The sequence below is a fragment of the Neorhizobium sp. P12A genome (genome assembly GCF_008365395.1).
GTDB lineage: Bacteria > Pseudomonadota > Alphaproteobacteria > Rhizobiales > Rhizobiaceae > Rhizobium.
This window is the reverse complement of sequence record NZ_QOVX01000002.1, coordinates 582,149-607,765: the sequence shown is the minus strand read 5'-3', so window position 1 is coordinate 607,765 and position 25,617 is coordinate 582,149. Positions and strand designations below refer to the sequence as shown.

26 protein-coding genes are annotated in these 25,617 nt (G+C 59.4%); 7 read left to right on the top strand and 19 right to left on the bottom strand.

The window, feature by feature from the left end; translation table 11 throughout:
- Positions 1–2: 2 nt before the first annotated feature.
- From motC to DTW90_RS08965, 4 genes are all read right to left on the bottom strand, one after another.
- Complete coding sequence (gene motC, locus DTW90_RS08980; protein WP_149337750.1) at positions 3–1,307, bottom strand: chemotaxis protein MotC; 1,305 nt, start codon at positions 1,305–1,307, stop codon at positions 3–5.
- Positions 1,308–1,312: 5 nt separating this feature from the next.
- Positions 1,313–2,677, bottom strand: coding sequence for a MotB family protein (locus tag DTW90_RS08975; RefSeq protein WP_149337748.1), 1,365 nt, complete (start codon positions 2,675–2,677; stop codon positions 1,313–1,315).
- Positions 2,674–3,309, bottom strand: a complete 636-nt coding sequence (locus DTW90_RS08970) for a hypothetical protein (protein ID WP_149337746.1) — start codon at positions 3,307–3,309, stop codon at positions 2,674–2,676. The genes DTW90_RS08975 and DTW90_RS08970 overlap by 4 nt, the downstream gene beginning before the upstream one ends.
- Positions 3,310–3,587: 278 nt before the next feature.
- On the bottom strand, positions 3,588–4,568 hold the full coding sequence (locus DTW90_RS08965; protein WP_132521171.1) for a flagellin: 981 nt from the start codon (positions 4,566–4,568) through the stop codon (positions 3,588–3,590).
- A gap of 409 nt (positions 4,569–4,977) precedes the next feature.
- Between DTW90_RS08965 and DTW90_RS08960 the strand changes: the two genes are divergently transcribed.
- From DTW90_RS08960 to DTW90_RS08950, 3 genes are read left to right on the top strand one after another with little or no spacing between them, the layout of a single operon-like run.
- Positions 4,978–6,465 (top strand): pyridoxal-dependent decarboxylase, encoded by a 1,488-nt coding sequence (locus DTW90_RS08960; protein ID WP_149337744.1) that lies wholly within the window; start codon positions 4,978–4,980, stop codon positions 6,463–6,465.
- The gene (locus tag DTW90_RS08955) at positions 6,462–7,727 is read left to right on the top strand and encodes a tetratricopeptide repeat-containing protein (protein ID WP_149337742.1); all 1,266 of its coding nucleotides are present in this window, start codon (positions 6,462–6,464) and stop codon (positions 7,725–7,727) included. The genes DTW90_RS08960 and DTW90_RS08955 overlap by 4 nt, the downstream gene beginning before the upstream one ends.
- Complete coding sequence (locus DTW90_RS08950; RefSeq protein ID WP_149337740.1) at positions 7,724–9,271, top strand: hypothetical protein; 1,548 nt, start codon at positions 7,724–7,726, stop codon at positions 9,269–9,271. Before DTW90_RS08955 ends, DTW90_RS08950 begins: the two co-directional genes overlap by 4 nt.
- A 156-nt stretch (positions 9,272–9,427) precedes the next feature.
- Here the strand turns inward: DTW90_RS08950 and DTW90_RS08945 are convergent, their stop codons facing one another.
- The 15 genes from DTW90_RS08945 to flgF all read right to left on the bottom strand — a co-directional run bounded on the left by DTW90_RS08945 (position 9,428) and on the right by flgF (position 21,768).
- Positions 9,428–10,621 (bottom strand): flagellin, encoded by a 1,194-nt coding sequence (locus DTW90_RS08945; RefSeq protein ID WP_132521163.1) that lies wholly within the window; start codon positions 10,619–10,621, stop codon positions 9,428–9,430.
- A gap of 245 nt (positions 10,622–10,866) precedes the next feature.
- Complete coding sequence (locus tag DTW90_RS08940; protein ID WP_132521161.1) at positions 10,867–12,063, bottom strand: flagellin; 1,197 nt, start codon at positions 12,061–12,063, stop codon at positions 10,867–10,869.
- A gap of 559 nt (positions 12,064–12,622) precedes the next feature.
- Positions 12,623–13,360: a flagellar type III secretion system pore protein FliP gene (gene fliP, locus DTW90_RS08935; RefSeq protein ID WP_149337738.1), complete on the bottom strand. Its 738-nt coding sequence runs from the start codon at positions 13,358–13,360 to the stop codon at positions 12,623–12,625.
- Complete coding sequence (locus DTW90_RS08930; RefSeq protein WP_132521157.1) at positions 13,357–13,884, bottom strand: flagellar basal body-associated FliL family protein; 528 nt, start codon at positions 13,882–13,884, stop codon at positions 13,357–13,359. Before DTW90_RS08930 ends, fliP begins: the two co-directional genes overlap by 4 nt.
- A 45-nt stretch (positions 13,885–13,929) precedes the next feature.
- Positions 13,930–14,643 (bottom strand): flagellar basal body L-ring protein FlgH, encoded by a 714-nt coding sequence (gene flgH, locus DTW90_RS08925; protein ID WP_132521155.1) that lies wholly within the window; start codon positions 14,641–14,643, stop codon positions 13,930–13,932.
- Positions 14,640–15,215 (bottom strand): MotE family protein, encoded by a 576-nt coding sequence (locus DTW90_RS08920; protein ID WP_149337737.1) that lies wholly within the window; start codon positions 15,213–15,215, stop codon positions 14,640–14,642. The genes flgH and DTW90_RS08920 overlap by 4 nt, the downstream gene beginning before the upstream one ends.
- On the bottom strand, positions 15,212–16,330 hold the full coding sequence (locus tag DTW90_RS08915; protein WP_132521151.1) for a flagellar basal body P-ring protein FlgI: 1,119 nt from the start codon (positions 16,328–16,330) through the stop codon (positions 15,212–15,214). Before DTW90_RS08915 ends, DTW90_RS08920 begins: the two co-directional genes overlap by 4 nt.
- Complete coding sequence (flgA, locus tag DTW90_RS08910) at positions 16,327–16,827, bottom strand: flagellar basal body P-ring formation chaperone FlgA (protein WP_245512643.1); 501 nt, start codon at positions 16,825–16,827, stop codon at positions 16,327–16,329. The genes DTW90_RS08915 and flgA overlap by 4 nt, the downstream gene beginning before the upstream one ends.
- Before the next feature lie 17 nt (positions 16,828–16,844).
- Positions 16,845–17,633 (bottom strand): flagellar basal-body rod protein FlgG, encoded by a 789-nt coding sequence (flgG, locus tag DTW90_RS08905; RefSeq protein WP_132521149.1) that lies wholly within the window; start codon positions 17,631–17,633, stop codon positions 16,845–16,847.
- A 19-nt stretch (positions 17,634–17,652) separates the two neighbouring features.
- On the bottom strand, positions 17,653–18,021 hold the full coding sequence (locus tag DTW90_RS08900; protein WP_132521147.1) for a flagellar hook-basal body complex protein FliE: 369 nt from the start codon (positions 18,019–18,021) through the stop codon (positions 17,653–17,655).
- On the bottom strand, positions 18,018–18,437 hold the full coding sequence (gene flgC / locus DTW90_RS08895; RefSeq protein WP_132521145.1) for a flagellar basal body rod protein FlgC: 420 nt from the start codon (positions 18,435–18,437) through the stop codon (positions 18,018–18,020). Before flgC ends, DTW90_RS08900 begins: the two co-directional genes overlap by 4 nt.
- Positions 18,438–18,441: 4 nt before the next feature.
- Positions 18,442–18,834 carry a flagellar basal body rod protein FlgB gene (gene flgB / locus DTW90_RS08890; protein WP_132521143.1) on the bottom strand — a complete coding sequence of 131 codons (393 nt, stop codon included), beginning with the start codon at positions 18,832–18,834 and terminating at the stop codon, positions 18,442–18,444.
- A gap of 241 nt (positions 18,835–19,075) precedes the next feature.
- Positions 19,076–19,624 (bottom strand): flagellar protein, encoded by a 549-nt coding sequence (locus DTW90_RS08885; RefSeq protein ID WP_149337735.1) that lies wholly within the window; start codon positions 19,622–19,624, stop codon positions 19,076–19,078.
- 2 nt (positions 19,625–19,626) lie between these two features.
- A complete protein-coding gene (fliI, locus tag DTW90_RS08880) occupies positions 19,627–21,024 on the bottom strand; it encodes a flagellar protein export ATPase FliI (protein WP_149337733.1) in 1,398 nt (465 codons plus the stop codon).
- Between the two features lie 12 nt (positions 21,025–21,036).
- On the bottom strand, positions 21,037–21,768 hold the full coding sequence (gene flgF / locus DTW90_RS08875; RefSeq protein WP_149337731.1) for a flagellar basal-body rod protein FlgF: 732 nt from the start codon (positions 21,766–21,768) through the stop codon (positions 21,037–21,039).
- Between the two features lie 260 nt (positions 21,769–22,028).
- Between flgF and motA the strand changes: the two genes are divergently transcribed.
- The 4 genes from motA (at position 22,029) to fliG (ending at position 25,580) form a co-directional block, all read left to right on the top strand.
- On the top strand, positions 22,029–22,901 hold the full coding sequence (gene motA, locus DTW90_RS08870) for a flagellar motor stator protein MotA (protein WP_132521135.1): 873 nt from the start codon (positions 22,029–22,031) through the stop codon (positions 22,899–22,901).
- Between the two features lie 5 nt (positions 22,902–22,906).
- Positions 22,907–23,851, top strand: coding sequence for a FliM/FliN family flagellar motor switch protein (locus DTW90_RS08865; protein WP_149337729.1), 945 nt, complete (start codon positions 22,907–22,909; stop codon positions 23,849–23,851).
- A 65-nt stretch (positions 23,852–23,916) separates the two neighbouring features.
- Entirely contained in the window at positions 23,917–24,507 is a 591-nt protein-coding gene (gene fliN / locus DTW90_RS08860) for a flagellar motor switch protein FliN (RefSeq protein WP_149337727.1), read from the top strand.
- A 29-nt stretch (positions 24,508–24,536) separates the two neighbouring features.
- A complete protein-coding gene (fliG, locus tag DTW90_RS08855) occupies positions 24,537–25,580 on the top strand; it encodes a flagellar motor switch protein FliG (protein ID WP_149337725.1) in 1,044 nt (347 codons plus the stop codon).
- Positions 25,581–25,617 lie beyond the last annotated feature (37 nt).

Below are 25,617 nucleotides of genomic sequence, written 5' to 3'. Positions count from 1 at the left end.
GATCAATGACTTTCCTGTTTCAACAGGCCGTCGATTGCATCCAGCTTCGAGCGGCTTGTCGTGACGAATGTATTGAACGGAGAAGTGGCCTCCTGCCCATCTCCCTTCTGGGTCGGGGCCGCATCAGCGGCTCCTTGCCCAACACTCGCCGCAATCTGGGGTTGGTTCCCCTCCGTCTGCGAAGCAGCGGCGCCACCGTGTTCAGCATTATCTTCATTAGAAATATTAATTTGCGAGCCTTGCGCGAGGCTTTTGGCATCCGGTTCGCGCATAACGGCATCTGCTACAGCCTTTGCGGCATCGCGAAGAGCACGGTCTCGCGGGTTGAGCTCGCCCTCGGGGATCTGATTGATATCCCGGACTGCAACGCCGATATCTGGTGAGGAAATATTGGCGATGCCGCCGTAAAAACTTGCGAGCGCATTGAACGAATCACTGCCATCGCTGCCGATATCCTGCGCTCGGGTGGAAGCAAGCTTTGCCAGATCCATCTTGCCGGCGACCGCCGATCGCCGCGCAATGCGCAGGTAGACTTCCCGCTGCCGCGGTGGGTCCATGAAGGAAAGAATGTCGATAATATCCTGCTGCTTGACGTCGGCGCTGTGATCAACCACCAGCTGCACAAACTGATCGGCGAACTGGCCGGCATAGGGCGAATGCAGGAACCGGCGGACATACCGCTGCGAGTAGCCGAGAGCCTCGGGAATCATTCCAGCTTGCGCTGTCAGCGTGACAGAGCGACGCAGGGCGGCCTCTTCGACAATCGTTCCGGGCGCAGTCAACCTCGCCCAATCGAAGAGCTGCAGCGCCGCCTTCGGGTTCTTCCCCATCATGACGTTTCCGGCAACCAGCGAAAGGTAAGGACCGATCTTCTTGTCGCGATATTCCTTGGCGACATCGGCCAGCGAATTGACGACGAGCAAACCCTTGCCGCTCAGATATTTCCGCAGGAGGTCGGCGACGCGGTTGTCGAAATGTCCATCGACATCGCGGGACATAAGATATTCGAGCGTGTCGGGATTGCCGCCGCTCATCGCGTAGATCATGACGGCATCGACGTTGCGGCCATCGTCGAAAACGGACTTGTCCGCGTTGCGCAGGCGCTCGTCCAGCGTCGACAGCATGAAGCGCTGCATTTCGCCGGCGGAATTGTCGCCAAGAACGACTGAATCCTGGACGAATTGCAATGAGCGCAGCATCTTGTAGGGAGGAAGATCGCCCTGATCTTCAGCGCGACCGGCTCCCGACACGAGCGTGCCGAGAGCCAGGGCCAATGCGATGCTGTAGCGATGCCTTGCGCGCGCCATTGAAGCTAGCCTTGGTTACCCTGAATCAGAATCTCGATACGCCGGTTGGCATCATTGAAGGGGTCGTTCGGCAGCTTCAGCCGCCGATCGGCGAAGCCCGATACCTGCGATATTCTCTTCTCGTCCAGCCCGCCCTGAACCAGCATGTAGTAGGCGCTTTGCGCACGGTCCAGAGACAATCTCCAGTTGTCGTTCTGCCCATCCTTGAGGAAAGGCCTGCCGTCCGTGTGGCCGCGTATCACCACCGCGCCCTTCTTGTCGGAAAGGATCTTACCGATCTTTTCCATGGCAAGAACCATCTCCTTGCGCGGCACTGCTGAGCCGACGTTGAACATCGGATCATTGCCCTGGTCGGAAATCGTCACCAGCAGGCCGCCTTCGGCCGGGGTCACCTGCAGTCCCTCTGCCAATTGGCCGGCGACGCCGCTGATCTGCTTGTCGATTGCCTGCTTCAGATCCTGGGCCTGCTGCTGCTCAGCCTTGGTGGGAGGCGGCGTCGATGCCTTGTTCGGCGACGCCTGATCCTGCGCGGCATCCGCCTTATCGTTGGCTGCCTGATCCTGCGCGCCCTGCGACGGAGTTTGCGGCTGCTTGCCCGGATGCTTTTTCTGATCCGGCGTTTGCGGCTTCGTCACCTGGCTGTCGGCCTGGTCCTCGGGCGTCTGCGGCTGCTGTGTCACTTCGCCCTGATCCGTCGCCGTGGCCTTTGCCATCGCGACGACCTCGCCCTTCGCCGCGGCCTCGGCAGCGGTACTTTCCTCGCCTTGCTGCGTATTCTTCGACGTTGTGGAGATCTGAACCTGCTTGGTCCAGAAATCGGGATCGAAGGGGTCGCGATAGGCCTTGCCGCCGTCCGCGCCCGTTGCGGGACCGGATTCGGCCGCACCGCCCTCGCCCTTAGCGCTCACATTGGCTTGCTGCCCGACCTCTTGGGCAATCTCGGCCAGAACGGAATAGGGATTCTCGAAGAAGTCCGCCTCGGAATAATTCGTCTGGTCGCCGCTCGTCGAAGTCTGGTCGTCGCCGGTCTTGGCAGAAGCACCGTTGGTCTGCTGGTCTTCCTTCTCCTTTGACTTCTCGGCCTTTTCTTCGCCGTCCGCCTGATCGACAGGCTTCTTCAACCCCTTCTGCGTCGGCTTCTCGTCGGCCAGCTTGATGGGATTGAAATAGGATGCGACCGAAGCCTGCGTCTGCTGGTTTGCAGCATTGACCAGCCACATCACAAGGAAGAAGGCCATCATCGCCGTCATGAAGTCCGCGTAGGCGATCTTCCAGGCGCCGCCATGGGCGCCGTCATGGGCACCGCCGCCATGACGCTTGACGATGATGATCTCGTGCTTGCCGCTGTGGTGATTTTCGCCCTCACTCATTCCAGAATCTTCCTCAAGCTATCGGCCCAGGCGGACATGCGGGTCACCAGAACGCTTTCACCAATCGTCACCGTGAGATCGACATCCTCCGCCTCGACGTGCCGCAGCAGTTCCGCGTGCTCGCCGAGATGCTCGGAAAGATTGTCGAACAGATCGCGAGGACCGCTGACTGTAATCGGGCCGGCCTCTCCGTCGAGGATGGCGGCCGTGACCAAAGCTGCAAGATCAGCCACTGCCCTCTCGATCAGTTCCTCGGTCATGATGGGGGAGAGCGCCTTCGCAGTCTCGACGCTGACAGCGTCACCGAGCGCCGCCGCAATAGCCTTCAGCTTCTCGGCGATCTGCTCGGCCATCTCGACTTTATACTTGGCCTCGAGTGCTTCCAATTCTTCGCGATGAGCGGTTTCGATCGCTTCCAGTTCGGCGCGATGCTTCTCGCCCAGCTCGAGCGTCGCGGCCTCCTGCCCTTCGGCATAGGCCTCGCGCCGCTCCGCCTCCACATCGACCGGGGGCTCCGCGGGAATATCCGCAAAGATCGGCTCCTCGATGAAGGATATCGGCGGAATGACTGGGGCGGGTGGAGCCTGTTCGGCGCTGAAATCCTTAAGATAACGGGAAAGAGAGGGGCTCATGATTCGTACGCCTCCTCTGTGAGGGGATATTGCTGCCGGACGTGGCCCGCCGGGCCTTCAATCTCATTCTTCATGCTCAAAACGTCGATCATCACGCTTGCGGTTTCCGTCCTGCAGCCGAAAATTCGGCCTGGGCATACCGGCCAGAGCAGCGGGAGCATGCCTTCTGGTCCGAAAGTACGAAGTCAAACTTGTGCGAAGATGAATGATGCCGACACATGATCCCGGAAAGCGATCGACCCTGGGGTCGACCGTCTCCGCGCTTGGAACGCCCGCGGTCATTTACCCTGAAGCAGAATGAGAATCTTGCTCGCCATGGTGTTGGCCATCGATACCGACTGGACGGCCATCTGCTGTGCTGCCGTCAGCGCCGATACGCGGCTGGACGCCTCGTCCATGTCCGTATCGACGAGATTGCCCACGGTCTGAGTGACGGTATCGCCGAGTTGCGAGACGAATGTCGACTGCTCGTCGACGCGCTTGCTGACAACACCAAGATCTGCTGCCGAGGAGGTCAGCTGCTTCAGGATCGAATCCACGACGCTGATCATATCGCTCATCTGATCATCGCTGGTGGAATTCGATATGGTGACGGCAGTGCCGTCCGCAGGGGGCGTGCCGCCGGTGGCTGCAAGCAGATAGTAGTTCCGCGCCGGTGACGAGGCTCCATCCGGATTGAGCTGACTGGCGTCGATATCCTTGGTAAACAATCCGCGGCTCGGATCAACGGTATCGATGAGCACGGCCGGCGTCGCATCATAGTTTACGGTTGCGAGAGAGACCGATCCATCGGTCCCACGGACAAAGTTACTGACGATCGTCTTCGTCGAGTTGACGTTCTGGTCGTCGTTATAGAGCCAGTTCTCGCCGGAAATGGTTGCCGCCTGCGTGATCGTATTGAGCTGGTCCTCATACTGACCGAGGGTGACGTTCATCTGATCTTTGTCGACACCCGGCGATTTCGCCGAGACCAGCAAGGATTGGATCTTGGTGACGACGTCAATCGCCGAAGTCAGTCCGGTATAGGCGGTATCGACCTTCGCGGCACCGAGCGAAAGTGCGTCCCCGATCGTCGACAAGGTCGAGGTGTCCGAACGCATCGTCGTTGCCATCGACCAGTAGGACGGATCGTCGGCAGCTGTCTGAATGCGCAGGTTGGACGACACCTGCTTCTCAACGGTATCCAGATCCTTGTTCACCCCGCGTAGGATGACAAGCGCGCCGAGTGTGAAAGCGTTGGATGTCACGGTGCTGCTCATGGAATGGCCCGTTGTTTTCATGGAAAGGAGCAGGCCGGAGAAACCGGCAGCGACCATTCGGCATCATGCCCACCAGCGGGAAAATCCCGGCGTGGCCCGTCGCTTGGAGCAAATCACTTGCGATTTATAGTTAACAAAACCTGATGGCATCAGGCAAGTGACTAGCTGCCATGGCGTTGTCAGACACAAGCTACGATCCAGTTCCGTCGATCGGGTCGCTGCTTTTTGCAGGCCATAAGTGCAATGACCCCATTCAAATTCGCCTAAACGGCAAGTCAGCCTCGCGCCAACTTAGGGGGGTTACTGTCTCCCGACGACAAATTGCGATCGATCACCGGAATGCCATCCGCATTGCGACACATTGATTAGCCGCCATAGGCCGCGATATTTTTTAACATGCGGAGCAGGGATGCTGACCCTTCAGAGTGCAGGATTTCAGGGAGAAGACGAGCGCCGCCCGACGACGAGCCTCGACCCCGAGAATTGGCAGGCACTGCGCGATCAGGGTCATCGGATGCTGGACGATATGCTGGACCATCTGGAATCGCTTCGCGAGCGACCACTATGGCAGCCGGCGCCTTCTTCCGCCCGCGCGCTGTTTGATGAAGAGCTGCCAGCCGAGCCCATGGAACTGGCTGAAGTCCATGCGATGTTTCGGGACAATATTCTCCCCTACGGCGGCGGAAACATCCATCCCGGCTTCATGGGCTGGGTGCAGGGCGGCGGCACGGTTGCCGGAATGCTGGCCGAGATGCTGGCGGCCGGGCTGAATGCCAATCTCGGCGGTCGCGACCATATGCCCATACAAGTCGAACGCCAGATTGCTGCCTGGGCACGGGACATGTTCTCCTTCCCGAAATCGGCGGGAGGGCTGTTTCTCACCGGCGCGTCCCAGGCGAATTTCGTCGCTGTCCTCCTTGCGAGAACAAAAGCCCTCGGCGCGGCGGCTCGCACCCAGGGAGTAGCCTCAGGCCCCCGACTTGTGGCCTACACGTCGAGTGAAGTGCACGGTTGCGTGCCACGCGCGATGGAGATGGCGGGGATCGGCAGCGATAACCTTCGACGCATTGCCGTCAACGCGCTTGGGCAGATGGATGTTGCGGCCCTTCAAACACAAATTGCCCGCGATCTGGAAGCCGGAAACCAGCCGTTTCTGATCGTCGGAACCGCAGGCACTGTCAATACCGGCGCCGTCGACGATCTGATCGCACTCCGCAAAATCGCCGACACCCATGACCTCCATTTTCACATAGACGGCGCGCTGGGCGCTTTGGGAGTCTTGTCCGAAGAGTTGGCGCCGCTCTTTGCGGGCATCGAAACATGCGATTCGCTTGCGTTCGACTTTCACAAGTGGGGTCAGGTCCCCTATGACGCAGGCTTCCTTCTTGTGCGTGACAGCGAACTGCAACGCGAGACATTCGCCTCCCAATCAGCCTACTTGACGCGCGCCAAGACAGGCCTGGCGGGTGGCGACTGGTGGCCCTGTGACTATGGTCCGGATCTGTCGCGCGGCTTTCGAGCATTGAAGACCTGGTTCACGATCAAGACCTATGGCCTCAGGGCCATCGGAGATTCGATCAAGGCCAACTGCCTCCTTGCCCGCCGTCTGGGCCAGAGGATCGAAAACGAGCCGGCTCTGCGCCTTCTTGCGCCTGTCGCGCTCAATATCGTGTGCTTCTCCTATTCAGGCCGTGGGGGCAACGTGCCTGCCGAAATCAACGCGCGGATCGTCGAACGGCTCCATGCCGAAGGCTCCGTCGCACCATCCCTGACCCTTATCGACGGCCGGCCTGCAATCCGCGCTGCCATCGTCAATCATCGTACGCATCACTCGGACATCGACGCGCTCGTTCGCAGCGTCCTGAAGTTCGGGTCACAAGAGGAATTTGCCCCATGAAGAGATCTTCTGCGCTGGCCCTAGACGCCGCTCGCCACGAAATCGATGAATCTGGTCGCGTCATCGGCATGGCAGCACTCGTTTCAATGGCCTATGAGCAGGTCGATATGACCCCGCTCTGGGACAGATTGATGGAGCGGGCCATGAAGCAGGGTAGCGATTGCGCGGCTGCAATGTTCGACCTGGCGACGATCCTGCAAAGCCGAGGAAGCACCGAGGCTGCGCTCCAGGTCTTGCGTGGAGCGGTGGAACTCCGCCGCGACTTCTCGATTGTCCACGGGAACGGCAAGGGGCCCAGGCTGCTGGCATTTGTCACGCCGGGCGATTTCATGGCGAACACGCCGCTCGATTTTCTGCTGGTCCACAGCAATTGCATACTTAATCTTTATCATGTCGACGCCGAAATGACTGAACTAACGGACCTGCCTGCCCATGATGTCGCATTCATGGCGATCGGCGAGTCGACTGAAAGCGCTCCCGTTCTGGAGCGGATGCGACAGCTGCTGGCTGAGTTCCCGGGACCTGTCATGAACAACAAGCCGGAATTGATCAGCAGGCTGACGCGCGACGGCGTCAGCAGCATGCTCGCCAACGAGCCTTCAATTCTGTCTCCGAAAACCTTTCGCATCAGCCGCGAGGAGGCCCTCGATATCGCTCTGAGCAGGAGAGCCGTCGATGACTTGGCGCCGGGTCTTTCGCTTCCGATCATCGTGCGGCCGATCGGCACGCATGCCGGAAATGGCATGAAGCTTATCGAGAAACTCTCTGATCTGATGGAATGGCTCGATAGGGACACCGCATCCGAAATCTACATCGCACCATTCATCGATTTTCGCGGCCCGGATGACCTCTATAACAAGCAGCGCATCGTGTTCATCAACGGCAAGGCATATGCGAGCCATATGGCGCTGTCCGAACACTGGATCGTTCATTACCTGAGCGCCGGCATGGCCAAGAATGCCGCAAAGCGCGCGGTCGAGCAGGAATGGATGGAGAATTTCGACACCGATTTCGCCGTTCGGCATAGCGCCAGCTTCGAGGCGCTCTATCGCCACGTCGGGCTTGACTATTTCGGTATAGATTGCGCCGAACTGCCCGATGGACGCCTGCTGGTCTTTGAACTCGACGTGGCGATGTTCGTCCACAGCATGGATGATGCCGTGGTATTTCCCTACAAGCATGTCGCCATGCGCAAACTTTTCGACAGCTTCGTCGAGGCCGTCGGCGAGGCTGCCGTCAATGGGACAGTGTCGCGCGCATGAGTGAAACAGCCGATATCAGGAATGCGCTGCTTGCCGCTCTGACTTCGGGCGGCGATGAGAGATTGGACTGCGATCCCGCAACCGGTCTCAACATGTATGGTTACGGCCCCCTGCCCCGGCCACAGGATCTCGCTTTCAGCTCATCGACGGCATCCACCATTTCCGCGCAGGCTTTCAGCTTCGTCGAAACCTATTACGCGCAGCTTCTGCAGGATATGGAGCGCCAACCGGCTGCCGACATCTATGCGCGGGAAATGAACCACATCCGCGCCGATCTGCTCAGGCTGCTCGGCATCAGGGATGATCTCGATCTTTCCGGGGTCGAGGCCATCATGGCGGCCTCGGGAACGGATATTCATCTCTTCGCAGCCGCGATCCTGTCCCGCCAGGGCGGCCAGCCGCTGATAACGGTCACGCTCATGGGCAGCGAAACCGGAAGCGGCGTCATGACGGCGGCAGCCGGGCGCCATTTCATGCAGCGCGTCAGCAGCAGCAGCAGCGTTACCAAGGGCGATGAGATCAATCCCGGTGACTCCACGATGAACACGTCAGTCGCCGTGCGAAACAAGGATGGCACGCTGCGCTCAGAGGACGAAGTCGAGGACGAGGTCCGGGGCGTCGTCGAACTGGCGCGCGCTGCCGGCATGCGCTCACTCCTCGTCTCCGCCGACGTTTCAAAGACCGGGCTCATTGCGCCGGGCCTGGAAAGCGTCTTCCGACTCAAGGCCCGTTTCGGGTCGATGCTCGATGTCCTGATCGATGCCTGCCAGTTCAGGATCTCTGCTGCAACGATTCGCGCCTATCTGGCGCATGAGTTCCTCGTTGCCCTCACCGGGTCGAAATTTCTGACAGGTCCCGTCTTCAGTGGCGCGCTCCTGTGCCCGCCCGGACTGGTCCATTCACTGAGCCTGCGGCGCCTGCCTCCCACGCTTGCCGACTATTGCACGAGAACGGATTGGCCCGAAGGTTGGGCGGCGCAGGACATACTGCCGCACCGCGCGAATTTCGGCCTTCTATTGCGATGGAAGGCGGCGCTGTTTGAACTCGATCGGTTCGCGGCCATCCCGGTGGACAAGGTGAGGATGGTCATGTCCGCTTTTGCGGAGGCCATAGGCATCCGGCTTGAGCGAGACGAAGCCTTCGAGATGCTCGATACCCGGCCGATAGATCGAAACCGGTTGTGGTATGGGGCGGATCCCGCAAGCTGGGACGAGATACCGTCGATCTTCTCGTTCTATCTGCGCAATCCCTATAGCGGCACTATTTTGACGGCCGCCGAGACAGCATCAGTCTACAAGGATCTTGCTTCCGGGAAGGACGCCGCCCTCATACGCATCGGCCAACCGGTTTCCTGCGCGGCGGATTTGAACGGCCAGCCTGCAAGCGCGCTTAGAATATGCTTGAGCGCGCCGCTGATTGCTGAAGCGAGCCAGGGTTCGGACGCACTGCAAAGACTTATCTCGCAAGCCATGACAGCCTTGGACGGCGTAGCCCATAGCGCTGCGAAACTCTCGGCCCGGTCGGTTCACGCACGATCCGCCTAGAGCGTCGTCCGGCAGATCAGCAGGTAATGACTTTTGCCTAGTGGGTCGATCGGTACCCTCTGATGAACTCACTGCAATCGACAGAACAATGAAAACAGAAAGCCGCGCCCTTCCGGGCGCGGCTTTTTGATTTCGAAGATCTGGCTCTGCCGAAGATTAACGGAAGAGCGACAGGATGTTCTGCGAAGAGGAGTTGGCGATCGAGAGCGACTGGATCGCGAGCTGCTGTTGGGTCTGGAGAGCCGTCAGCTTGCTCGATTCTGCTTCCATGTCTGCGTCAACCAGCTTGCCGACGCCCGAGTTGACGGAGTCGCTGAGCTTGGAAACGAAGTCGGTCTGGAGGTCGATACGCTGCGAGATCGAACCCAGCGATGCTGCCGCACTCGTCATCGCCGTCAGAGCCGCGTCGACGCCCTTGAGCATCGCGTCGAGGTCCGACTCGTTCATGTTGGTGACGTCCATGCTCAGGATAGAACCTGGAGCCTGTATGGTATTGCTTCCCGGCGTGTTGGTCGTGTCGACACCCCAGCTCGTGGTGCCGTCGTTGGCGACAACTTCCTGATTGGTTCCGGTGACGTCCGCAGCCTTGACCCAGACACCCTGAACCTGGACGTAATCGCCGGCGGCTATGCCATTGGCACTAGCCGCGACATTTGCGTGCGTGCCGTTGGTGTCGAAGGTGGCGCTTGCGCCCGTCAAGTCATCCTGGGTGTAGGACAGAACGGTCGTGTCCGTAGTGGTACCGTTGTTGTTGACCGGGACCGTGACGGTGTTCGGCGTGACATCGTATGTGTGATCGAGAATGCCGCCGTTGCCACCAGTCGTGTCGATCAGAACGTTCGTGCCGTCGAGCGTGTAGCTGATCGTCTGGACCGAAACTTGGCCGCTGCTGTCACGAACGAAAGCACCGAGGACGCTCTTGGTGGTAGAGCCGGACGGATCGCCCTGCAGCCAGTTTTCGCCGGAGAAGGAAGCGGAGGAGATGATGGTCGACAGCTGGCCCTGGAGCTGTTTGATGTCGCCCTGGATCTTCGACTTGTCAACGCCTTCAGCCTGAGCAGCAACGATCTTGGCCTGCATCTGGTCGACGAGGTCGATAGCGCTGTTCATGCCCTGATAGGCGGTCTCAGCAGTTGCCGCACCGAGGCCGAGAGCGTCGGAGATTGCGGAGTTTGCGTCGTTGTCGGAACGCATGGTGGTTGCGATCGACCAGTAAGCGGCATTGTCAGATGCCGAACCGACGCGCAGACCGGACGATACCTGAGCCTGGGTCTTGTCGAGACTGGTGTTAACGCCCTGAAGGGTCTGAAGAGCAGACATTGCTGCGCTGTTGGTCAAAATACTAGTCATAAATAGGTGCCCCAATTGATTGGTTAAAGAAGGGCATTCCGGATTTCGCCGGGAACGACAGTCGGCCTCATGCCTGTCAACTGGTTAATCTTTATAGTTAACTCGTCGTTTCGATGACGATAGATAACCACGGTATGGTTAACGAATGTTAAACAGAGCCGTATCACCGGTAACGATTGGCAATAAAAAAACCGCGCCCCCCGGAGGGGCGCGGCTCTTGATTTCGAAGACCTGTCTCTGCCGAATTAACGGAAGAGCGACAGGATGTTCTGCGAAGAGGAGTTGGCGATCGAGAGCGACTGGATCGAGAGCTGCTGCTGGGTCTGGAGAGCCGACAGCTTGCTCGATTCTGCTTCCATGTCTGCGTCAACCAGCTTGCCGACGCCGGCGGTAACCGAGTCGCTGAGCTTGGAAACGAAGTCGGTCTGCAGGTCGATACGCGAAGAGATCGAACCCAGGTTTGCTGCGGCGCTCGTCATTGCGGTCAGAGCCGCGTTGACGCCCTTGAGCATCGCGTTGAGGTCGTCCTCGCTCATGTTGGTGACGTCCATGCTCATGATCGAACCTGGAGCCTGGATAGTGTTGGCAGCCGTCGGCACGTTGCTCGTGTCTACGCCCCAGCTCGTGACGCCGTCGTTGGCGACAACGTCCTGGTTGGTTCCGCCAACGTCCTTTGCCTTGACCCACTGGCCCTGAACCTGGACGTAATCGCCGGCCGGGATGCTAGCGTTGCCGGTCGCGACATTTGCGTGCGTGCCGTTGGTGTCGAAGGTGGCGCTTGCGCCCGTCAGGCCGTCCTGGGTGTAGGCCAGAACGGTCGTGTCCGTGGTGGTACCGTTGTTGTTGACCGGAACGGTCACGGTGTTCGGCGTGACATTGTAGCTCTGGTCGAGAATGCCCTGGTTGCCACCAGTCGAGTCGATCAGAACGTTCGAGCCGTCGAGCGTGTAGCTGATCGTCTGGACCGAAACGTCGCCGCTGCTGTCACGAACGAAAGCACCGAGAACGTTCTTGGTGGTCTGACCGGACGGATCGCCCTGCAGCCAGTTTTCGCCAGAGAAGGAAGCGGAGGAGATGATGGTCGACAGCTGGCCCTGGAGTTGCTTGATGTCGCCCTGGATCTTCGACTTGTCAACGCCTTCAGCCTGAGCAGCAACGATCTTGCCCTGGATTTCGTCGACGAGATCGATGGCGCTGTTCATGCCCTGATAGGCGGTCTCGGCGGTTGCCGCACCGAGGCCGAGAGCGTCGGAAACAGCGGAGTTTGCATCGTTGTCGGAACGCATGGTCGTTGCGATCGACCAGTAAGCAGCGTTGTCAACAGCCGAACCGACGCGCAAACCGGAGGAAATCTGAGCCTGGGTCTTGGTGAGGTTGTTGTTAACGCCCTGAAGGGTCTGGAGCGCAGCCATTGCTGCAGAGTTAGTGTGAATACTAGTCATAAGGTGTCCTCTCGAAACGAGATAAATATTGAAGCGAGGACATACCGGACTTAGACCGGCGATGGCGGTTCAGCTTCATGCCACTCGGCTCCCCCGTTTTCTGGAGCCAAATCCGTCATGTGCTGAGAATGTCGCAGCTATTGTTTGCCAAGTGATTAATTACATGCAGAAGATTTCCGCTTGATTCGGGATAGTTTCCCAGAGGTAAAGCTATCCTCAACCGACGCGTTTACTTGCGGAAATCGCCTCGCGCCATGGCCGCATTGCTAAAGTAGTGAAGGCGCAATTTTCTGATTGCGGCATTGAACGCGTCGCCGATCGGACAGCCGCCCTATATCTCTCTAAAGATCTGATTTTGCAGCATATATTTCCGAGACCCTACCGATTACGGACAGGTTTAAGAAAACGGCGCCGGGAGATCTTCCAGCCCGTGAGAACCTGGCAATCGAACCATCGGAAAAGTTCGGCGATCTTTAAAAAATATCGGAGGAGACCTGGGGATAACTCTCCGAAAGGGTTCCTCGATCGTCTATTTGTGATCAGGACACCGCGCCAGTCGTTAATGAAACGAGCGCACCAAGCTGCCGACCAAAAGGTTCCAGCCGTCGATCAGGACGAAGAAAAGGATCTTGAAGGGAAGAGAGATCGAAGTCGGCGGCAGCATCATCATGCCCATGGCCATGACGATGGTGGAGACGATGAGGTCGATTACCAGGAAGGGCAGCACCACGAGGAAGCCGATTTCGAAGCCGCGGCGGATTTCCGAGATCATGAAAGCGGGGATGAGGACCCGGTAGTCGATCTTGTTGCCATCCGTGGTCGCCTGCCCGCGTTCCTGTGCCAGATCGACGAAGAGTTTCAGATCCTTGTCACGCGTGTTGTTCGACATGAACGTGCGGAAGGGTTCGGCGATGCGCTGCACCGCCTCCGTTTCGTTTATCTGATTGGCAATCAGCGGCTGGGCGCCGTCCTTCCAGGCCTGATCGAAAGTCGGCGCCATGACATAGAAGGTCATGAACAATGCCAGGCTGAGCAGGATCATGTTGGACGGCGTCGTCGACAGGCCCATGCCGGTGCGCAGGATGGAGAATGCGATGATGAATCGCGTGAAGCTGGTCACCATCATCAGGATGCCGGGCGCGACGGAAAGAACCGTCAGCAGGCCGAAAGTACGAATGATCCAGGACGCCGCCGAACCGTTGACAGGCAGGTTCAGCAAATCCGCCGGCGACTGCTGAGCCACCGCCAGTTCCGGTATCGCCATCATGACGAGAAGCAGGATAAGAAATCGAATCATTCAATCACGAAGGTTCTAAACATAACCTTCGATACGCGTCCTTCCGAGCGCAGGTCAACACGCTCCTGGATGTCATCCCTAAGATATTGAAAGCCGCGCGGACCCTCGATCTGCTGCAGCGAGACCGTGCGGATATAGGCGAGGATATCCTGATGAATATCCTCAGCCATTTTGACATCCGGCGGTCCCTTGAACATCAGCGCGACCTCTAGCCGCACCCAGTTTTCCGAGGGATAGGCGAGGTTTGAGGTAATCGGCTCCAGTTGGACGATACCGTTCGCTTCGGTGGCGATGTGCGGCAGCCCGGCATCGTCGGGCTTCTTGCCCGCCTCGGGCTTCTTTGCGTCGGCCGCCTCCTGCTCCTTCTTGGCTTTTTCGGCCGCGGAGATCGACGGAGCGATCAAGGTGCCCACGAACCAGCCGCCGCCGCCGCCGATTACGGTCACCACCGCAAGGCTCACGATCAGCATGATCAGCGGCGACGTTTTTTTTGCCGGTGTACCCTCGGCTTCCTGCTCTGCCATGGCCTGTCCGCCTGTTGCTTTCTGTTCCTGTACCGCGCCGGCCCGTCAGAGCGGCGACAGAAGATCGACGGCCTGCTGGCCCCGCGGCGGCTGCTGGATTTCCGTCAGGCGGCCGCGGCCACCGTAGGAGATGCGCGCCTCGGCGATCTTGTCGTAGGAAATCGTGTTGTCCGACGTGACGTCCTGCGGCCGGACGATGCCGGCGACGTTGAGAATGCGGATCTCCTGGTTCATGCGTACTTCCTGCGAGCCGCTGATCATCAGGTTGCCGTTCTCCAGCACGCCGGTCACAACGGCGGCGACGAGGAGGTTGACCTGCTCGGAACGCTGCATCTTGCCCTTGGCATCGGTGCTTGTGTCGGAACCGGACGTGGCAGTGCCCTGCGTGGTCGGCTTCCAGCCGAAAATCTCGGCGGCGACATTGTAGTTCATGTCGCTCTTGTTCGTTCGGTCGCGGTTGGTCTCGTTGTCCCAGTTCGCCTTGTCGTTGATCGAGATGTTCACCGTCAGGATGTCACCCACGTTCAAGGCGCGCGAATCCTTGAAGAGCGCTGCCTGGGAGTCGCTCCAGAGCGAATACCCCTGCGCGACCTGATGAGGCCGCTTGGGATAGAGCGACATCTGCGGGGTCTGGGCATATTGAAGCCCGCTGCCGATCGGACTCATGGCCGGCGCCCTGCCGATCTCTCTCAGGGCCTGACTCTGGCAGCCGGCGAGGGAAAGGATAGCGGCGATGGCGACCGGTAGACGCATGTTCATTGTGTATCCTTCGACGTATTCGGGTCACTGGCGCTTGATATGATATTGGTCACCACGGCGGCCTTCTGCGGGTCCATTTCAGCCATGATGAGGCTGGACTGCCGAGGCGTGAGCTTCATGATGATGGCGGCCGCGATGGTGATCTTGGTACCGTCGAGGCTGGCCGCCGCCGCATCGGGCTTCATGTTCTTGTAGATCTCGACCAGTCCGGTGTCCGCGTTTTTCAGGAAGTCGTCACGGCGCTTCAGCCAGTCGGTATATTCAGCCTTGCGCTTATCCATGATGGCTATGCGGGCATCGACGTCGGCCTGAAGCTTTTCCAGCTCCTGCTTCTGAAGAAGATAGCGCTGGTCGCGCGCCGGATCAGCAATATTGGTGCAGAACTGCCGGATTTCGTCCTGGCTGTTGGCCGGATTGGCGTTTGCGACATTTGCCGGCGCGGCGGCAGCGGGTGCCGCCGGAGCGCTGTCCTCTGCCAGGGCGCTCGAGCCAGCAACCATGGCAAGGATCATCGCCGGCGCCATGAGGCCGCGGCAGGTCGAGAGCATTTTCGTCTTGACATCCGTCATCATTGCAGGACGAGCTCCGCTTGAAGTGCTCCGGCTGACTTGATGCCTTGGAGGATCGCTATGATACCGTCCGGCTTGACGCCGATATTGTTAAGGCCGGCCACCAGTGTCTTGAGATCCGGACCATCGAGCACGGCGACCCGTCCGCCGGTCTTCTGGGCTGTGATGTCCGTCTGGTTCTGGATGGCCGTCTGGCCGTCGGTAAAGGGCTCGGGCTGGATCACCTGCGGATTTTCGCTGACCTGGACGGTGAGCGTTCCATAGCTGACCGCCACCGGCGATACGCGCACATCGGCCCCGATGACGATGGTGCCGGTGCGCTCGTTGATGACGACCTTTGCCGGCGTATCCGTCTGGACTTCGAGGTTCTCGAGATCCGCCATCAGCCGCGTCAGGTCGGCCATTTTCGGCTTGTCGATCGCAACTTCCTGAGAATCCTTGGCCTCCGCGATCGGCGCGCCGAAACGAGAGGTGGCGTAGGCGTTGACCGTATCGGCAATGCGGATGGCCGTTGAAAAATCCGGATTGCGAAGCTGCAGGACCAGATTGACGGAATCCTTGAAGCGCGAGGGCAACTCGCGTTCGATAATGGCGCCGCCAGGCACGCGGCCCGCGGTCGTCACGCCTTCTGTCACGGTAGCCGCCGCTCCCTGAGCCTGAAAGCCGGAAACGATAACCGAGCCCTGGGCAACGGCGTAGATCTGACCGTCCGCACCCGTCAGAGATGTCATGATGAGCGTACCGCCGCGCAGCGACGTCGCGTCACCCAGCGAGCTGACAGTCACGTCGATGCGGCTGCCTGGGCTTGCGAAGGGAGGCAGATTGGTGGTCACCATGACCGCGGCCGTGTTCTTGGCGGCCGACTGGCCGCCCTGTGTCGAGATGCCGAGGTTCTGCAGCATCGCGCGCATGGACTGTTCGGTAAACGGCGAGGAACGCAGCCCGTCGCCGGTTCCCTGCAGGCCCACGATCAAGCCGTAGCCGATGAGCTGGTTGTCGCGCCCTGATTGCAGCGACGCGATATCCTTGATGCGCGAATTCATTGCCAGGGCCGGGTCGGCAAAGACCAGGCCGGGCAATGTCAGCAGCGCTGTTATGATGCGACGCAACCGTTTCATTTTGCTACCACACGAATGGTCCCGTCCTGAAGAACGGTGCCTGTAACGATGATGCCGGAATCCATGTTCCTGGCGCGAACGACATCGCCGACAGATCCGTCGTCCAGCGGCGTGCCTGCCGCCGTGATCGTCATGGCGCCGACGCTCATGACAAGGCGAGCATTGGCGCCGCGCGTGACCGCAAAGGGCTGGCGCAGCGCCGACATGGAGATGGTTCGGCCGGGCAGCAGCGTCCGCTTGGAGACGAAGCCTACGACCTCGTTGATCTTCTTGGCGTAGTCACCCGTCAGATTGGGATTGGTGACATCGAGCTCTTCCAGCTGTGCGCTGCTGATGACGTCGCCGGGATAGATGACCTCGGTCGGAACGACCGCGGTGCCCATGTTCGCGGTGCCCATATCCTGGGCTCCGGCATAAGACGCAGGCAGAAGGCCGGCGCAGAAGCCGGCGATCGCGAAGGCTGTCATTGCAATGCGCTTTGCCCGGCGAAACATCATGTCCGGCCCCTTTTCCGTTACTTGAGGTTCTTACTGACGATCTGTTCCATCTCGTCAGCGGTCGTGATTACTTTGGAATTCATCTCGTATGCGCGCTGTGCCGTGATCAGCTCGGTGATTTCCTTGACCGGATCGACGTTGGACGATTCCAGGTAACCCTGCTTGATGTAGCCAAAGCCATCCTGGTTCGGATTGCTGATGACGGGGTCGCCCGAAGCCGAGGTCTGCTGGAAGAGGTTGCTGCCCACGGCCTGAAGGCCCGCTTCGTTGACGAAGTTGGCAAGCTGCAGCTGTCCGAGCACCGTCGGTACGGTCGCCGTTCCGATCGTCGCCGATATTTCGCCTGTTTCGCTGACCTGCAGATTCGTAGCGTTGCTTGGGATGGTGACGTTCGGCGTGATCAGATTGCCGTCGACGGTCACCAGCTGACCAACGTCGTTCTTGTTGAGCGAGCCGGCGCGCGTGTATTCGGTCGTGCCGTCAGGCATCTGCACCTGGAACCAACCCTTGCCGACGATCGCCATATCGAGATCGTTCTCCGTCTGGGAGAGTTCACCCTGGATATGGATATTGCGGACGGCTGCCGTCTGAACACCGAGACCGATATTGGCGCCTTCCGGCACCGTCGCCTGATTGGGACGATTGGCGATGCCCTTGGCGCGTTCGGTCTGGTAGAGAAGGTCGGAGAATTCAGCGCGCGAACGCTTGTAGCCGGTCGTGTTGATGTTCGCGATGTTGTTCGCGATCACTTCGAGATTGGTCTGCTGGGCATCCATGCCGGTCGCAGCAATGGCGAGCGCTCTCATGTGTCTTCGTCCTATCCCGTTAGATCGTCATTTTTGTAATGTCTTGCCAGGCTGAAACCAGCTTGTCGCGGAAGGCCATGGCCGTCTGGAGCGACTGGTTGGCCTGCATGACCGCATCGACCACCTTACGGGTGTCCATCGTTCCCTTGATGCCGGCGAAGGAGGCGTTTTCCGCCTGCTTGAGATCGCCGACCATGTTGTTGGCCACATTGCCCAGGACCGAGGCGAAGCTCTGGCCGTTCGAGCCGTCGGATTTCGCCATGCCGGGAGTGGCCAGGCCCGGGGCGATCAGGCCGGTGGCCTGCGAGGGGGCGGCGTCGTCGGTGGCGATGTTGCCGAGACCGCGGGTCATCGACAGGGATGAAATGCTCTTGATTGCGTCGATCATTGGGAGTTCTTCAGCAGGTCGATGGTGGAGGAGATCAGATCACGCGATTGCTTGATCGTCTGGAGATTGGCCTCGTAAGAGCGGTTCGCTTCACGCATGTCCGCCATTTCGACGAGGACGTTCACGTTCGGCATCTTGACGTAGCCCTTGGCGTCGGCAGCGGGATTGTCCGGGTCGTATTCGTTCACGAACTTCCCCTCATCCTGGCCGACCTTCTTCACCCCGACTGTGGTCACGCCGCTAGCGCGATCGACTTCGGCCCCGAATGTCACCGTCTTGCGGCGATAGGGATCAGCGCCGGGCGTGTCCCCGGTCGAGCGGGCGTTGGCGATATTTTCCGAAACGACGCGCAAGCGTGTCGACTGTGCTTCCAGGCCTGAGCCTGCGATCTTCATTGCGGCGGACAAGGGGTCCATGGGTTTATCCCTTTACTGTCATCATCATCATGCGATGAAAGGAACTGACCAGCGCCGTGTTCAGGTTGAATTGGCGCTGTATTTCGCCGGTCTTGGCCAGTTCTTGCTCCAAGCCGACGGTATTTCCTGATTCCTGAACGCCGATTTCCTGGTTCAGCTGAGCGTCCTCGACATTGACGTCGCCGCTTTCGCTGAACTCATTGCCGGAAAAATGCGCCGGATTGGTCCTCGCCATGCCGACATTGGTATCGTCGAGCACCGCGTTGAACGGCGTTACGTCCTTGGCGCGAAATTTCGGCGTGTTGGCATTGGCGATATTGCCGGTAACAACCTCTTGACGCACCTGCAGCCATTCGGCTTGGCGTGACGCCAGGTCAAAAAGTTGAATCGGTTGCATGGCTTCTCTCCGTTCTTACAACGTGAAACTAGGGCGATAATCTTGCGTGGGACTTACGGGAAATTCGAACTTCCGAATAAAGTCGAAAAGCTTTGCCGGCAGGCGATTCGCTGATGTCAACACCTCGTGTTTTCGGGCCGGCTCACTGCCTTTCCGAATTCCGGAAAAATTTGGCGAATCACCCACAATCCTGACGTGTGAACGCATTCCCGCGGATCCTTCGATCCCCGGAAGAGCATGTTCAATCATGCGCATAGATCTCGCCTTTCGATGTGACGATGACCCACTTGCCGTTACGCTGTTCGATGGTCGCGAGCCTGCTGTTGTCGGGCAGGATCGAGCCGACGCGCACGAGGTACATGCCGGAACCATCCTGGATCAGGGCGCGGCCGTTCGCTACGTGGAGCAGGTGAAAGGAAGACTTTCCGGGGAAGGGCTGGTCTTCCGGCGGCTGGCCCTTCGGATCGTCCTTGCCGATATCGGTGATGGTGGCCGTGTTGATCTGATCGGGAAGCGTCGTCTGCGGTGTCGTGTCGTTCTTGTTGACCATGGCAAGAGGCGAAACGCTGAAGACATTGCGTGCTGGCCAATCGGGCAGGATACGGGTGCGGTCATCCTGGGTCGCATGAATACCGAACTTGTCGGGATTGAAGAATACGTACCAGGGAAAGAAGGCCGACAGGGCGGCCAGCACCAGACCCGTGCCCTTCAGCAATTTGTCCGACAGGGCGGACTTTCTGGCGGCCCCTTTCAGCGGAGCGACTGGCACATCTGCATCGGAATCGGTCACGTCTAGTTTCTCCTTGCCACGGCCGGCTGGGGCGGCGGTGCGGCACCATTTTTCAAAGCAGTGGCGAGATCGGTGAAGGCATCAAGCGACGGTCGCTCGCCGGGAGACTGCTTCAGGATGTCGTAGATGATCGGCACCTGCCTCACCGCCATGTCGAGATCGGAATCCATCCCCGGCCGGTAGCCACCGATAAGGCGAAGGTCCCTTGTCTCCTCAAAGCGGTGAACGAGCGCCTTGAGCCGCGACACCAGCTTTTCCTGATCCGGAGTCCAGGCTTTTCTGGCGAGACGCGAAACCGAGGCGAGCGGATCGATCGGCGGATAACGCCCCTCTTCCGCCAGGCTGCGCTGCATCACGATGTGACCGTCGAGAATACCGCGGGTGGAATCCGCAATCGGGTCGTTGTGGTTGTCGCCGTCGACGAGGATCGAGATGATCGCGGTGATTGTCCCGGCCCCTTCCGCACCTGGACCTGCTCTCTCAAGCAGGCGAGGCATTTCGGTGAAGACCGAAGCCGGATAGCCGCGTGCGATCGGCGGTTCGCCGGATGCGGTGGCGACCTCGCGGATCGCATGAGCAAAACGCGTGACGCTATCGATGATCAGCAACACGTTGTCGCCGGCATCGCGAAAATGCTCGGCAATCGTGATGGCCGAAAGCGGCGCCATCTTGCGCAGCATCGGACTCTCGTCGCTGGTCGCCACGACGGCGATCGATTTCTTCATATGCTCGCCAAGCGTATCTTCGATGAACTCGCGAACTTCGCGGCCGCGCTCGCCGACGAGTGCAATCACCACCTTGTCGAAGGCTTCGGCCCTTGCCAGCATGGACAGCAGCGTCGACTTGCCGACGCCTGAGCCTGCGAAGATGCCGAGGCGCTGCCCAAGGCAGAGCGGGGAAAAGATATCGATCGCGCGGACGCCGGTCTTGAAGCCCTTCTCGACGCGGCTGCGTGTCATCGACGGGGGCGCCGAGTTGGAAATGGAGCGACGCTCGGTGCCCTGATCCAGAGGCCCTAAGCCGTCGATCGGCTCGGCAAGCGAGTTAATCGTGCGCCCGCACCAGCTGTCGGTTGGTGCGATGCGAAAGGCACCCCTGCGGATGACGGTATCATGGATGCCGATCGGTTCGCCGGGCTCGATCGGGCAGACATAGGCCAGTTCCGGCTCCACGCGAACGACCTCGCCGAGGTGAATACCGGTCGAGGAGCGGTGAGCGACGAATTCGCCGAGCCGCACATGCCTGGAGAGGCCGGCGACCGTGTAGTGTCCGGCCGCGATCGTGCGGACATGGCCGCCATGGGCGACCAGATGGTCTGGCATCGTATAACGGCCGGCAAGGCTCGCCAATTGCCCGAGCTTCGGAGACAAAGCGTTCTCCGGCAGCAGATCCTCGATCATTAATCAGCCCTCTTAACTGCCGCCGAGGGTCTTGATGGCGTCGCTGATGGAGCCTTCGCTGGTGCTGGTCAGCGACGAAATGCTGTCGAAGGCGCGGCTGACCTCGATGAGTTCGGTCATCGCGCGCATGCCATTGACGTTGGAATTTTCGAGATAGCCCTGGGCCACGCCGAAGTTCGAATTGTCAACGACTGCCTGGGGCGGGTCCGTCGTGATGACGCCGCTGTTGGAGTAGCGCTGGAAGCCCTTGCTGATATCGGCGGTATAAAGGCCGATCTTGCCCATTTCCTTGCCGTGCTGGAAGACGGAGCCATCATAAGCGATGGTCGGTTCACCGCCTTTGGGGTCAAGCTGAATGGGTGCGCCGCCGGCATCGAGAATGGAATAGCCGCGGATCGATTGAAGTTCGCCGGTCTGCGACATCGTGAGACGTCCGTCTCTTGTCAGCACCGTGCCGGCGGGCGTGTTGAGGGCAAACCAGGCATCGCCCTTCACGGCAACGTCCAGAGGGCTGCCGGTGTTTTCGAGCTCGCCATTATCAGTGGAAAGATAGTCGTTGCCCTGGGAGACGAACGCGACTTTGGAGTTGAGCTTGTTCTCGGTATTGCTGAGAACCTGGTCGAATTTGACCTCGGTTGCGCGAAAGCCCGTCGTATTGATGTTGGCCATGTTGTCGGCGATCGTCGTGAGACGCCGCTCGAGTGCCATCTGCGACGATAGCGAAACGTAAATACCGGTCTGCATTTTCTACGCCCTCCGAACATTGGAGCATAACGAAGAACCATCGGCGGCCGCCGGGGTTCAGCCATCTCGTTAACCGGGCATGGATGCCCTTACCCGGGACCATGCACCCGCTTGCTTGTGCGAAGCTGACATGTCGAAACGCGACGGCGAGAAGCCGGTCGGACAGCTTCCTCGGTCGGATGGCCTCCCCGGTCGGACCAGCCTCACGCAAGGCAGCGCCGGTAGTTCATGGATGAAACAATGATCAGATGTGGACCGACATGAATATTATTATCGGATTTGTCGTGATTTTCGGCTGCGTGATCGGCGGGTTTATGGCCGAGCACGGACCGGTCGATCGGCTGGTACAGCCTTACGAGCTCCTCATCATCGGCGGAGCCGGGCTCGGAACGTTCATCATGTCCAACTCGATGAAGGTCGTGAAGGATTCGGGCAAGGCGCTCAGCGAGGCTTTCGCCAGCAAGGTGCCGAAGGAACGCAACTATCTCGACGTGCTCGGCGTACTTTATTCGCTGATGCGCGACCTGCGCACCAAGTCGCGCAACGAGATCGAAGCCCATATCGACAACCCGGACGAATCGACCATCTTCCAGTCGGCCCCGACGGTTCTGAAGAACAAGGAACTGACGGCCTTCATCTGCGACTACGTTCGTCTCATCATCATCGGCAACGCCCGCTCGCATGAGATCGAGGCGCTGATGGACGAAGAAATCGAAACCATGCTGACGGACAAGCTCAAGCCGTATCACGCGATCACGGCGGTCGGCGACTCCTTCCCTGCCATCGGTATCGTCGCGGCCGTTCTCGGCGTTATCAAGGCGCTGGGTTCGATCAACGAGTCGCCGGAAGTGCTCGGCGAACTCATCGGCGCCGCACTCGTCGGCACCATGCTTGGTATTCTTCTGTCCTACTGCGTATGCAACCCGTTGTGCTCGCAGATCAAGATCGTCCGCACGAAGCAACACCGGCTCTACATCGTCGTGAAGCAGACGCTGCTTGCCTACATGAACGGCTCGGTGCCGCAGGTTGCGCTGGAATACGGCCGCAAGACGATCTCCGGCTACGAGCGGCCTTCGATCGATGCTGTCGAGCAGGAAATGATGAACCCCGGCGGTGAGAACAAGGCGGCTTGACGAGAATGAGCAACGAAACCGCGAATATGCAGCCTCCTATGGATCGTGCATTGCTGGCCAAGTTGACCGGCGGCCTCGGCGACGGCGCGACCGTCGCAAAGCTTTCGACGAGCCTCGCCAATATCTACATCGATTTTCTCCCTGACATCATCAAGAGCGAAACCGGTCTCGACGTCTCGGTGACCTATGCCGGGTGCACGTCCGGCCTGATCGACGATCTCGTCGGTGATCTCGTCGAGCATCATGCCGTCGTGGAAGGATCGTTGCGGAACTGGTCGCCGCGTTTTGTTCTTGCCTGCGGCACCGGCTTCGTCATCACCCTGATGGAACATATGCTCGGTGCCATTCCCGACACGGTAGAAGAGCCGCCGGCTCGACCGCTGTCAGTTATCGAGCTCGATCTTGCGGTCATGGCGTTCGACAAGATCGGCAGCGTTCTGCGCTCTGCCGTCAATGCACCAGGCGGCTTCGAACCCATCATGGGCGCGCCCTTCAATATCGAAGAGCCGCCCAAGAACGCCGAGGAGCACCCTGAGGAGTTCGGCGCAGCCGTCAAGATGACGATCACGCTTGGCAGCGTGGCGACCGATTTCTACGTCATCATACCGCAGAAAGTACTCCTGAAGACTGTCATCAGTGCGCCCCGGGCAAAGAGCCAGTCCGCCAAGTCCCAGGAATGGACTGACATGATCAGCGAGCAGGTACGACGGTCGCAGGTTACCCTGGAAGCACGTATCCGCCTGCAGTCGCTGACGATCGATACGATTTCAAGACTCGCCGAAGGCGATGTCATTCCTTTCATGGACAGTGAAGACGTACGCGTCGAGGTCAGCGCCAACAGCAAGGATCTCTACATATGCGAATTCGGTCGTTCAGGTGAAAATTACACCGTGCGTGTCAAGGACAACATCAGCTCCGATGATGACCTTCTCAAGCATCTCATGAATTAATCGGTTCTTTCGCGCCGCCGCCATCAAGGCAGTTTGAGGCAAGTTTCAACTGGAATAGTGATTTCATGGCTACGAAGAAGACAAAGAACAGTGAAGACGATCTCGACCTCCCGGGCAATGAGGCCGAGCTGAATGAGGCCATCGACGGCCTGCGTGGTGTCCTCCAGCAGGACGCCTCCGGCGAAGCACCGAGCTTTGGCGGCGGCGATTTCGGTTCCGACAGCTTCGGCGGAGATGCGCTTGGTGGCGGCACATTCGGCGAAAGCGCGTTCGGCGGCGGTATTGGCGAAGAGAGCTCGGGCCTCCCGGCATTCGGTGACGGATTCGGCGGCGATGATCTTGGTTCGTCTTTCTCCGGCGACACCTCCTTCTCGACGTCGGCGACGGCCGGCAGCGCACTGAACGCCAATCTCGACTTGATCATGGACATACCGATCGATGTCCAGATCGTCCTCGGCTCCAGCCGCATGCAAGTCTCGGGCCTTATGAACCTGACCGAAGGCGCAATCATCGCCCTCGACAGGAAGATCGGCGAGCCCGTTGAAATTACCGTGAATGGCCGCAAAATTGCTCGCGGCGAGATTACTGTGTTGGAAAATGACGACACGCGATTCGGCGTGAAGCTCATTGAAGTAATGAGTACCAAGAAAGCCTGATCCCGGCTTTTGGGACGGAGAGGAAGACCATGATGGACTTTGACGATTTCGGCGGCGCGCTTGCCGAGAAACCGTTATCCCAGGCTGAAAAGGCGGCGGCGGTCCTGCTTGCTATGGGCAAGCAGGTGGCCGGACGCCTGCTGAAATATTTCACCCAAAATGAATTGCAGCTCATCATTGCCTCGGCGCAATCCCTGCGCCCGATCCCGCCGGACGAGCTGGCCGGGCTGGTGGCGGAATTCGAGGATCTCTTCACCGAAGGCACCGGTCTGATGGACAATGCCCGGGCGATCGAGAGCATTCTCGAGGAAGGACTGACGCCTGACGAAGTCGACAGCCTGCTCGGCCGCCGCACTGCATTCCAGGCCTACGAGACCTCTATCTGGGATCGCCTCGGCGAAACGGAACCCAGCTTCGTCGGCAAGTTCCTGCTGCGCGAGCACCCCCAGACGATCGCCTATATTCTTTCCATGATGCCATCTTCCTTCGGCGCAAAGGTGCTGATGGAGCTGCCGGACACGCGCCGCGCCGACATCATGAACCGTACCGTGAACCTCAAGGACGTCAGCCCCAAGGCTGCCCAAATCATCGAAAAGCGTGTCATCACGCTGATCGCCGAGATCGAGGCAGAGCGCAATTCGGGCGGCTCCAACAAGGTGGCCGAACTGATGAACGAGCTGGAAAAGCCCCAGGTCGAGACGCTGCTCGATTCGCTCGAATCGCTCAGCAAGGAGGCCGTCGGCAAGGTACGTCCGAAGATCTTCCTCTTCGAAGACCTCATGCTCATGCCGCAACGCAGCCGCGTCCTGCTGCTCAACGACATTTCCGCGGATATCCTCACGATGGCGTTGCGCGGCTCGTCGGCGGAAATGCGCGAAGTCGTTCTGGCCTCGATCAGCCCGCGCCAGCGCCGCATGATCGAATCGGATCTCTCGACCGGCACGACAGGCATCAATCCGCGCGAAATCGCCATCGCTCGCCGCGCGATCGCACAGGAAGCCATCCGGCTTGCCAACAGCGGCCAGATCGCCCTCAAGGAGAGCGAAGAGGGCAATGACGCGCAGGCGGCGTGATCTGCTGTTGACAATCCGGCAGCGGCAAGTCGACGGC

Excerpts from the sequence above, each read along its gene's own strand:
- DTW90_RS08965 (WP_132521171.1), bottom strand. The coding sequence starts at position 4,568 with ATGAGCAGCACCGTGACATCCAACGCTTTCACACTCGGCGCGCTTGTC.
- flgF (WP_149337731.1), bottom strand. The coding sequence starts at position 21,768 with ATGCAGACCGGTATTTACGTTTCGCTATCGTCGCAGATGGCACTCGAG.
- DTW90_RS08920 (WP_149337737.1), bottom strand. The coding sequence starts at position 15,215 with ATGATGACGGATGTCAAGACGAAAATGCTCTCGACCTGCCGCGGCCTC.
- flgH (WP_132521155.1), bottom strand. The coding sequence starts at position 14,643 with ATGAACATGCGTCTACCGGTCGCCATCGCCGCTATCCTTTCCCTCGCC.
- DTW90_RS08955 (WP_149337742.1), top strand. The coding sequence starts at position 6,462 with ATGAAGAGATCTTCTGCGCTGGCCCTAGACGCCGCTCGCCACGAAATC.
- DTW90_RS08940 (WP_132521161.1), bottom strand. The coding sequence starts at position 12,063 with ATGACTAGTATTCACACTAACTCTGCAGCAATGGCTGCGCTCCAGACC.
- motC (WP_149337750.1), bottom strand. The coding sequence starts at position 1,307 with ATGGCGCGCGCAAGGCATCGCTACAGCATCGCATTGGCCCTGGCTCTC.
- flgA (WP_245512643.1), bottom strand. The coding sequence starts at position 16,827 with ATGATGTTTCGCCGGGCAAAGCGCATTGCAATGACAGCCTTCGCGATC.
- DTW90_RS08960 (WP_149337744.1), top strand. The coding sequence starts at position 4,978 with ATGCTGACCCTTCAGAGTGCAGGATTTCAGGGAGAAGACGAGCGCCGC.
- fliP (WP_149337738.1), bottom strand. The coding sequence starts at position 13,360 with ATGATTCGATTTCTTATCCTGCTTCTCGTCATGATGGCGATACCGGAA.
- motA (WP_132521135.1), top strand. The coding sequence starts at position 22,029 with ATGAATATTATTATCGGATTTGTCGTGATTTTCGGCTGCGTGATCGGC.
- flgC (WP_132521145.1), bottom strand. The coding sequence starts at position 18,437 with ATGGACCCCTTGTCCGCCGCAATGAAGATCGCAGGCTCAGGCCTGGAA.
- flgG (WP_132521149.1), bottom strand. The coding sequence starts at position 17,633 with ATGAGAGCGCTCGCCATTGCTGCGACCGGCATGGATGCCCAGCAGACC.
- fliG (WP_149337725.1), top strand. The coding sequence starts at position 24,537 with ATGATGGACTTTGACGATTTCGGCGGCGCGCTTGCCGAGAAACCGTTA.
- DTW90_RS08930 (WP_132521157.1), bottom strand. The coding sequence starts at position 13,884 with ATGGCAGAGCAGGAAGCCGAGGGTACACCGGCAAAAAAAACGTCGCCG.
- DTW90_RS08945 (WP_132521163.1), bottom strand. The coding sequence starts at position 10,621 with ATGACTAGTATTTTGACCAACAGCGCAGCAATGTCTGCTCTTCAGACC.
- fliN (WP_149337727.1), top strand. The coding sequence starts at position 23,917 with ATGGCTACGAAGAAGACAAAGAACAGTGAAGACGATCTCGACCTCCCG.
- DTW90_RS08950 (WP_149337740.1), top strand. The coding sequence starts at position 7,724 with ATGAGTGAAACAGCCGATATCAGGAATGCGCTGCTTGCCGCTCTGACT.
- DTW90_RS08915 (WP_132521151.1), bottom strand. The coding sequence starts at position 16,330 with ATGAAACGGTTGCGTCGCATCATAACAGCGCTGCTGACATTGCCCGGC.
- DTW90_RS08865 (WP_149337729.1), top strand. The coding sequence starts at position 22,907 with ATGAGCAACGAAACCGCGAATATGCAGCCTCCTATGGATCGTGCATTG.
- fliI (WP_149337733.1), bottom strand. The coding sequence starts at position 21,024 with ATGATCGAGGATCTGCTGCCGGAGAACGCTTTGTCTCCGAAGCTCGGG.
- DTW90_RS08900 (WP_132521147.1), bottom strand. The coding sequence starts at position 18,021 with ATGATCGACGCAATCAAGAGCATTTCATCCCTGTCGATGACCCGCGGT.
- DTW90_RS08970 (WP_149337746.1), bottom strand. The coding sequence starts at position 3,309 with ATGAGCCCCTCTCTTTCCCGTTATCTTAAGGATTTCAGCGCCGAACAG.
- DTW90_RS08975 (WP_149337748.1), bottom strand. The coding sequence starts at position 2,677 with ATGAGTGAGGGCGAAAATCACCACAGCGGCAAGCACGAGATCATCATC.
- flgB (WP_132521143.1), bottom strand. The coding sequence starts at position 18,834 with ATGCAACCGATTCAACTTTTTGACCTGGCGTCACGCCAAGCCGAATGG.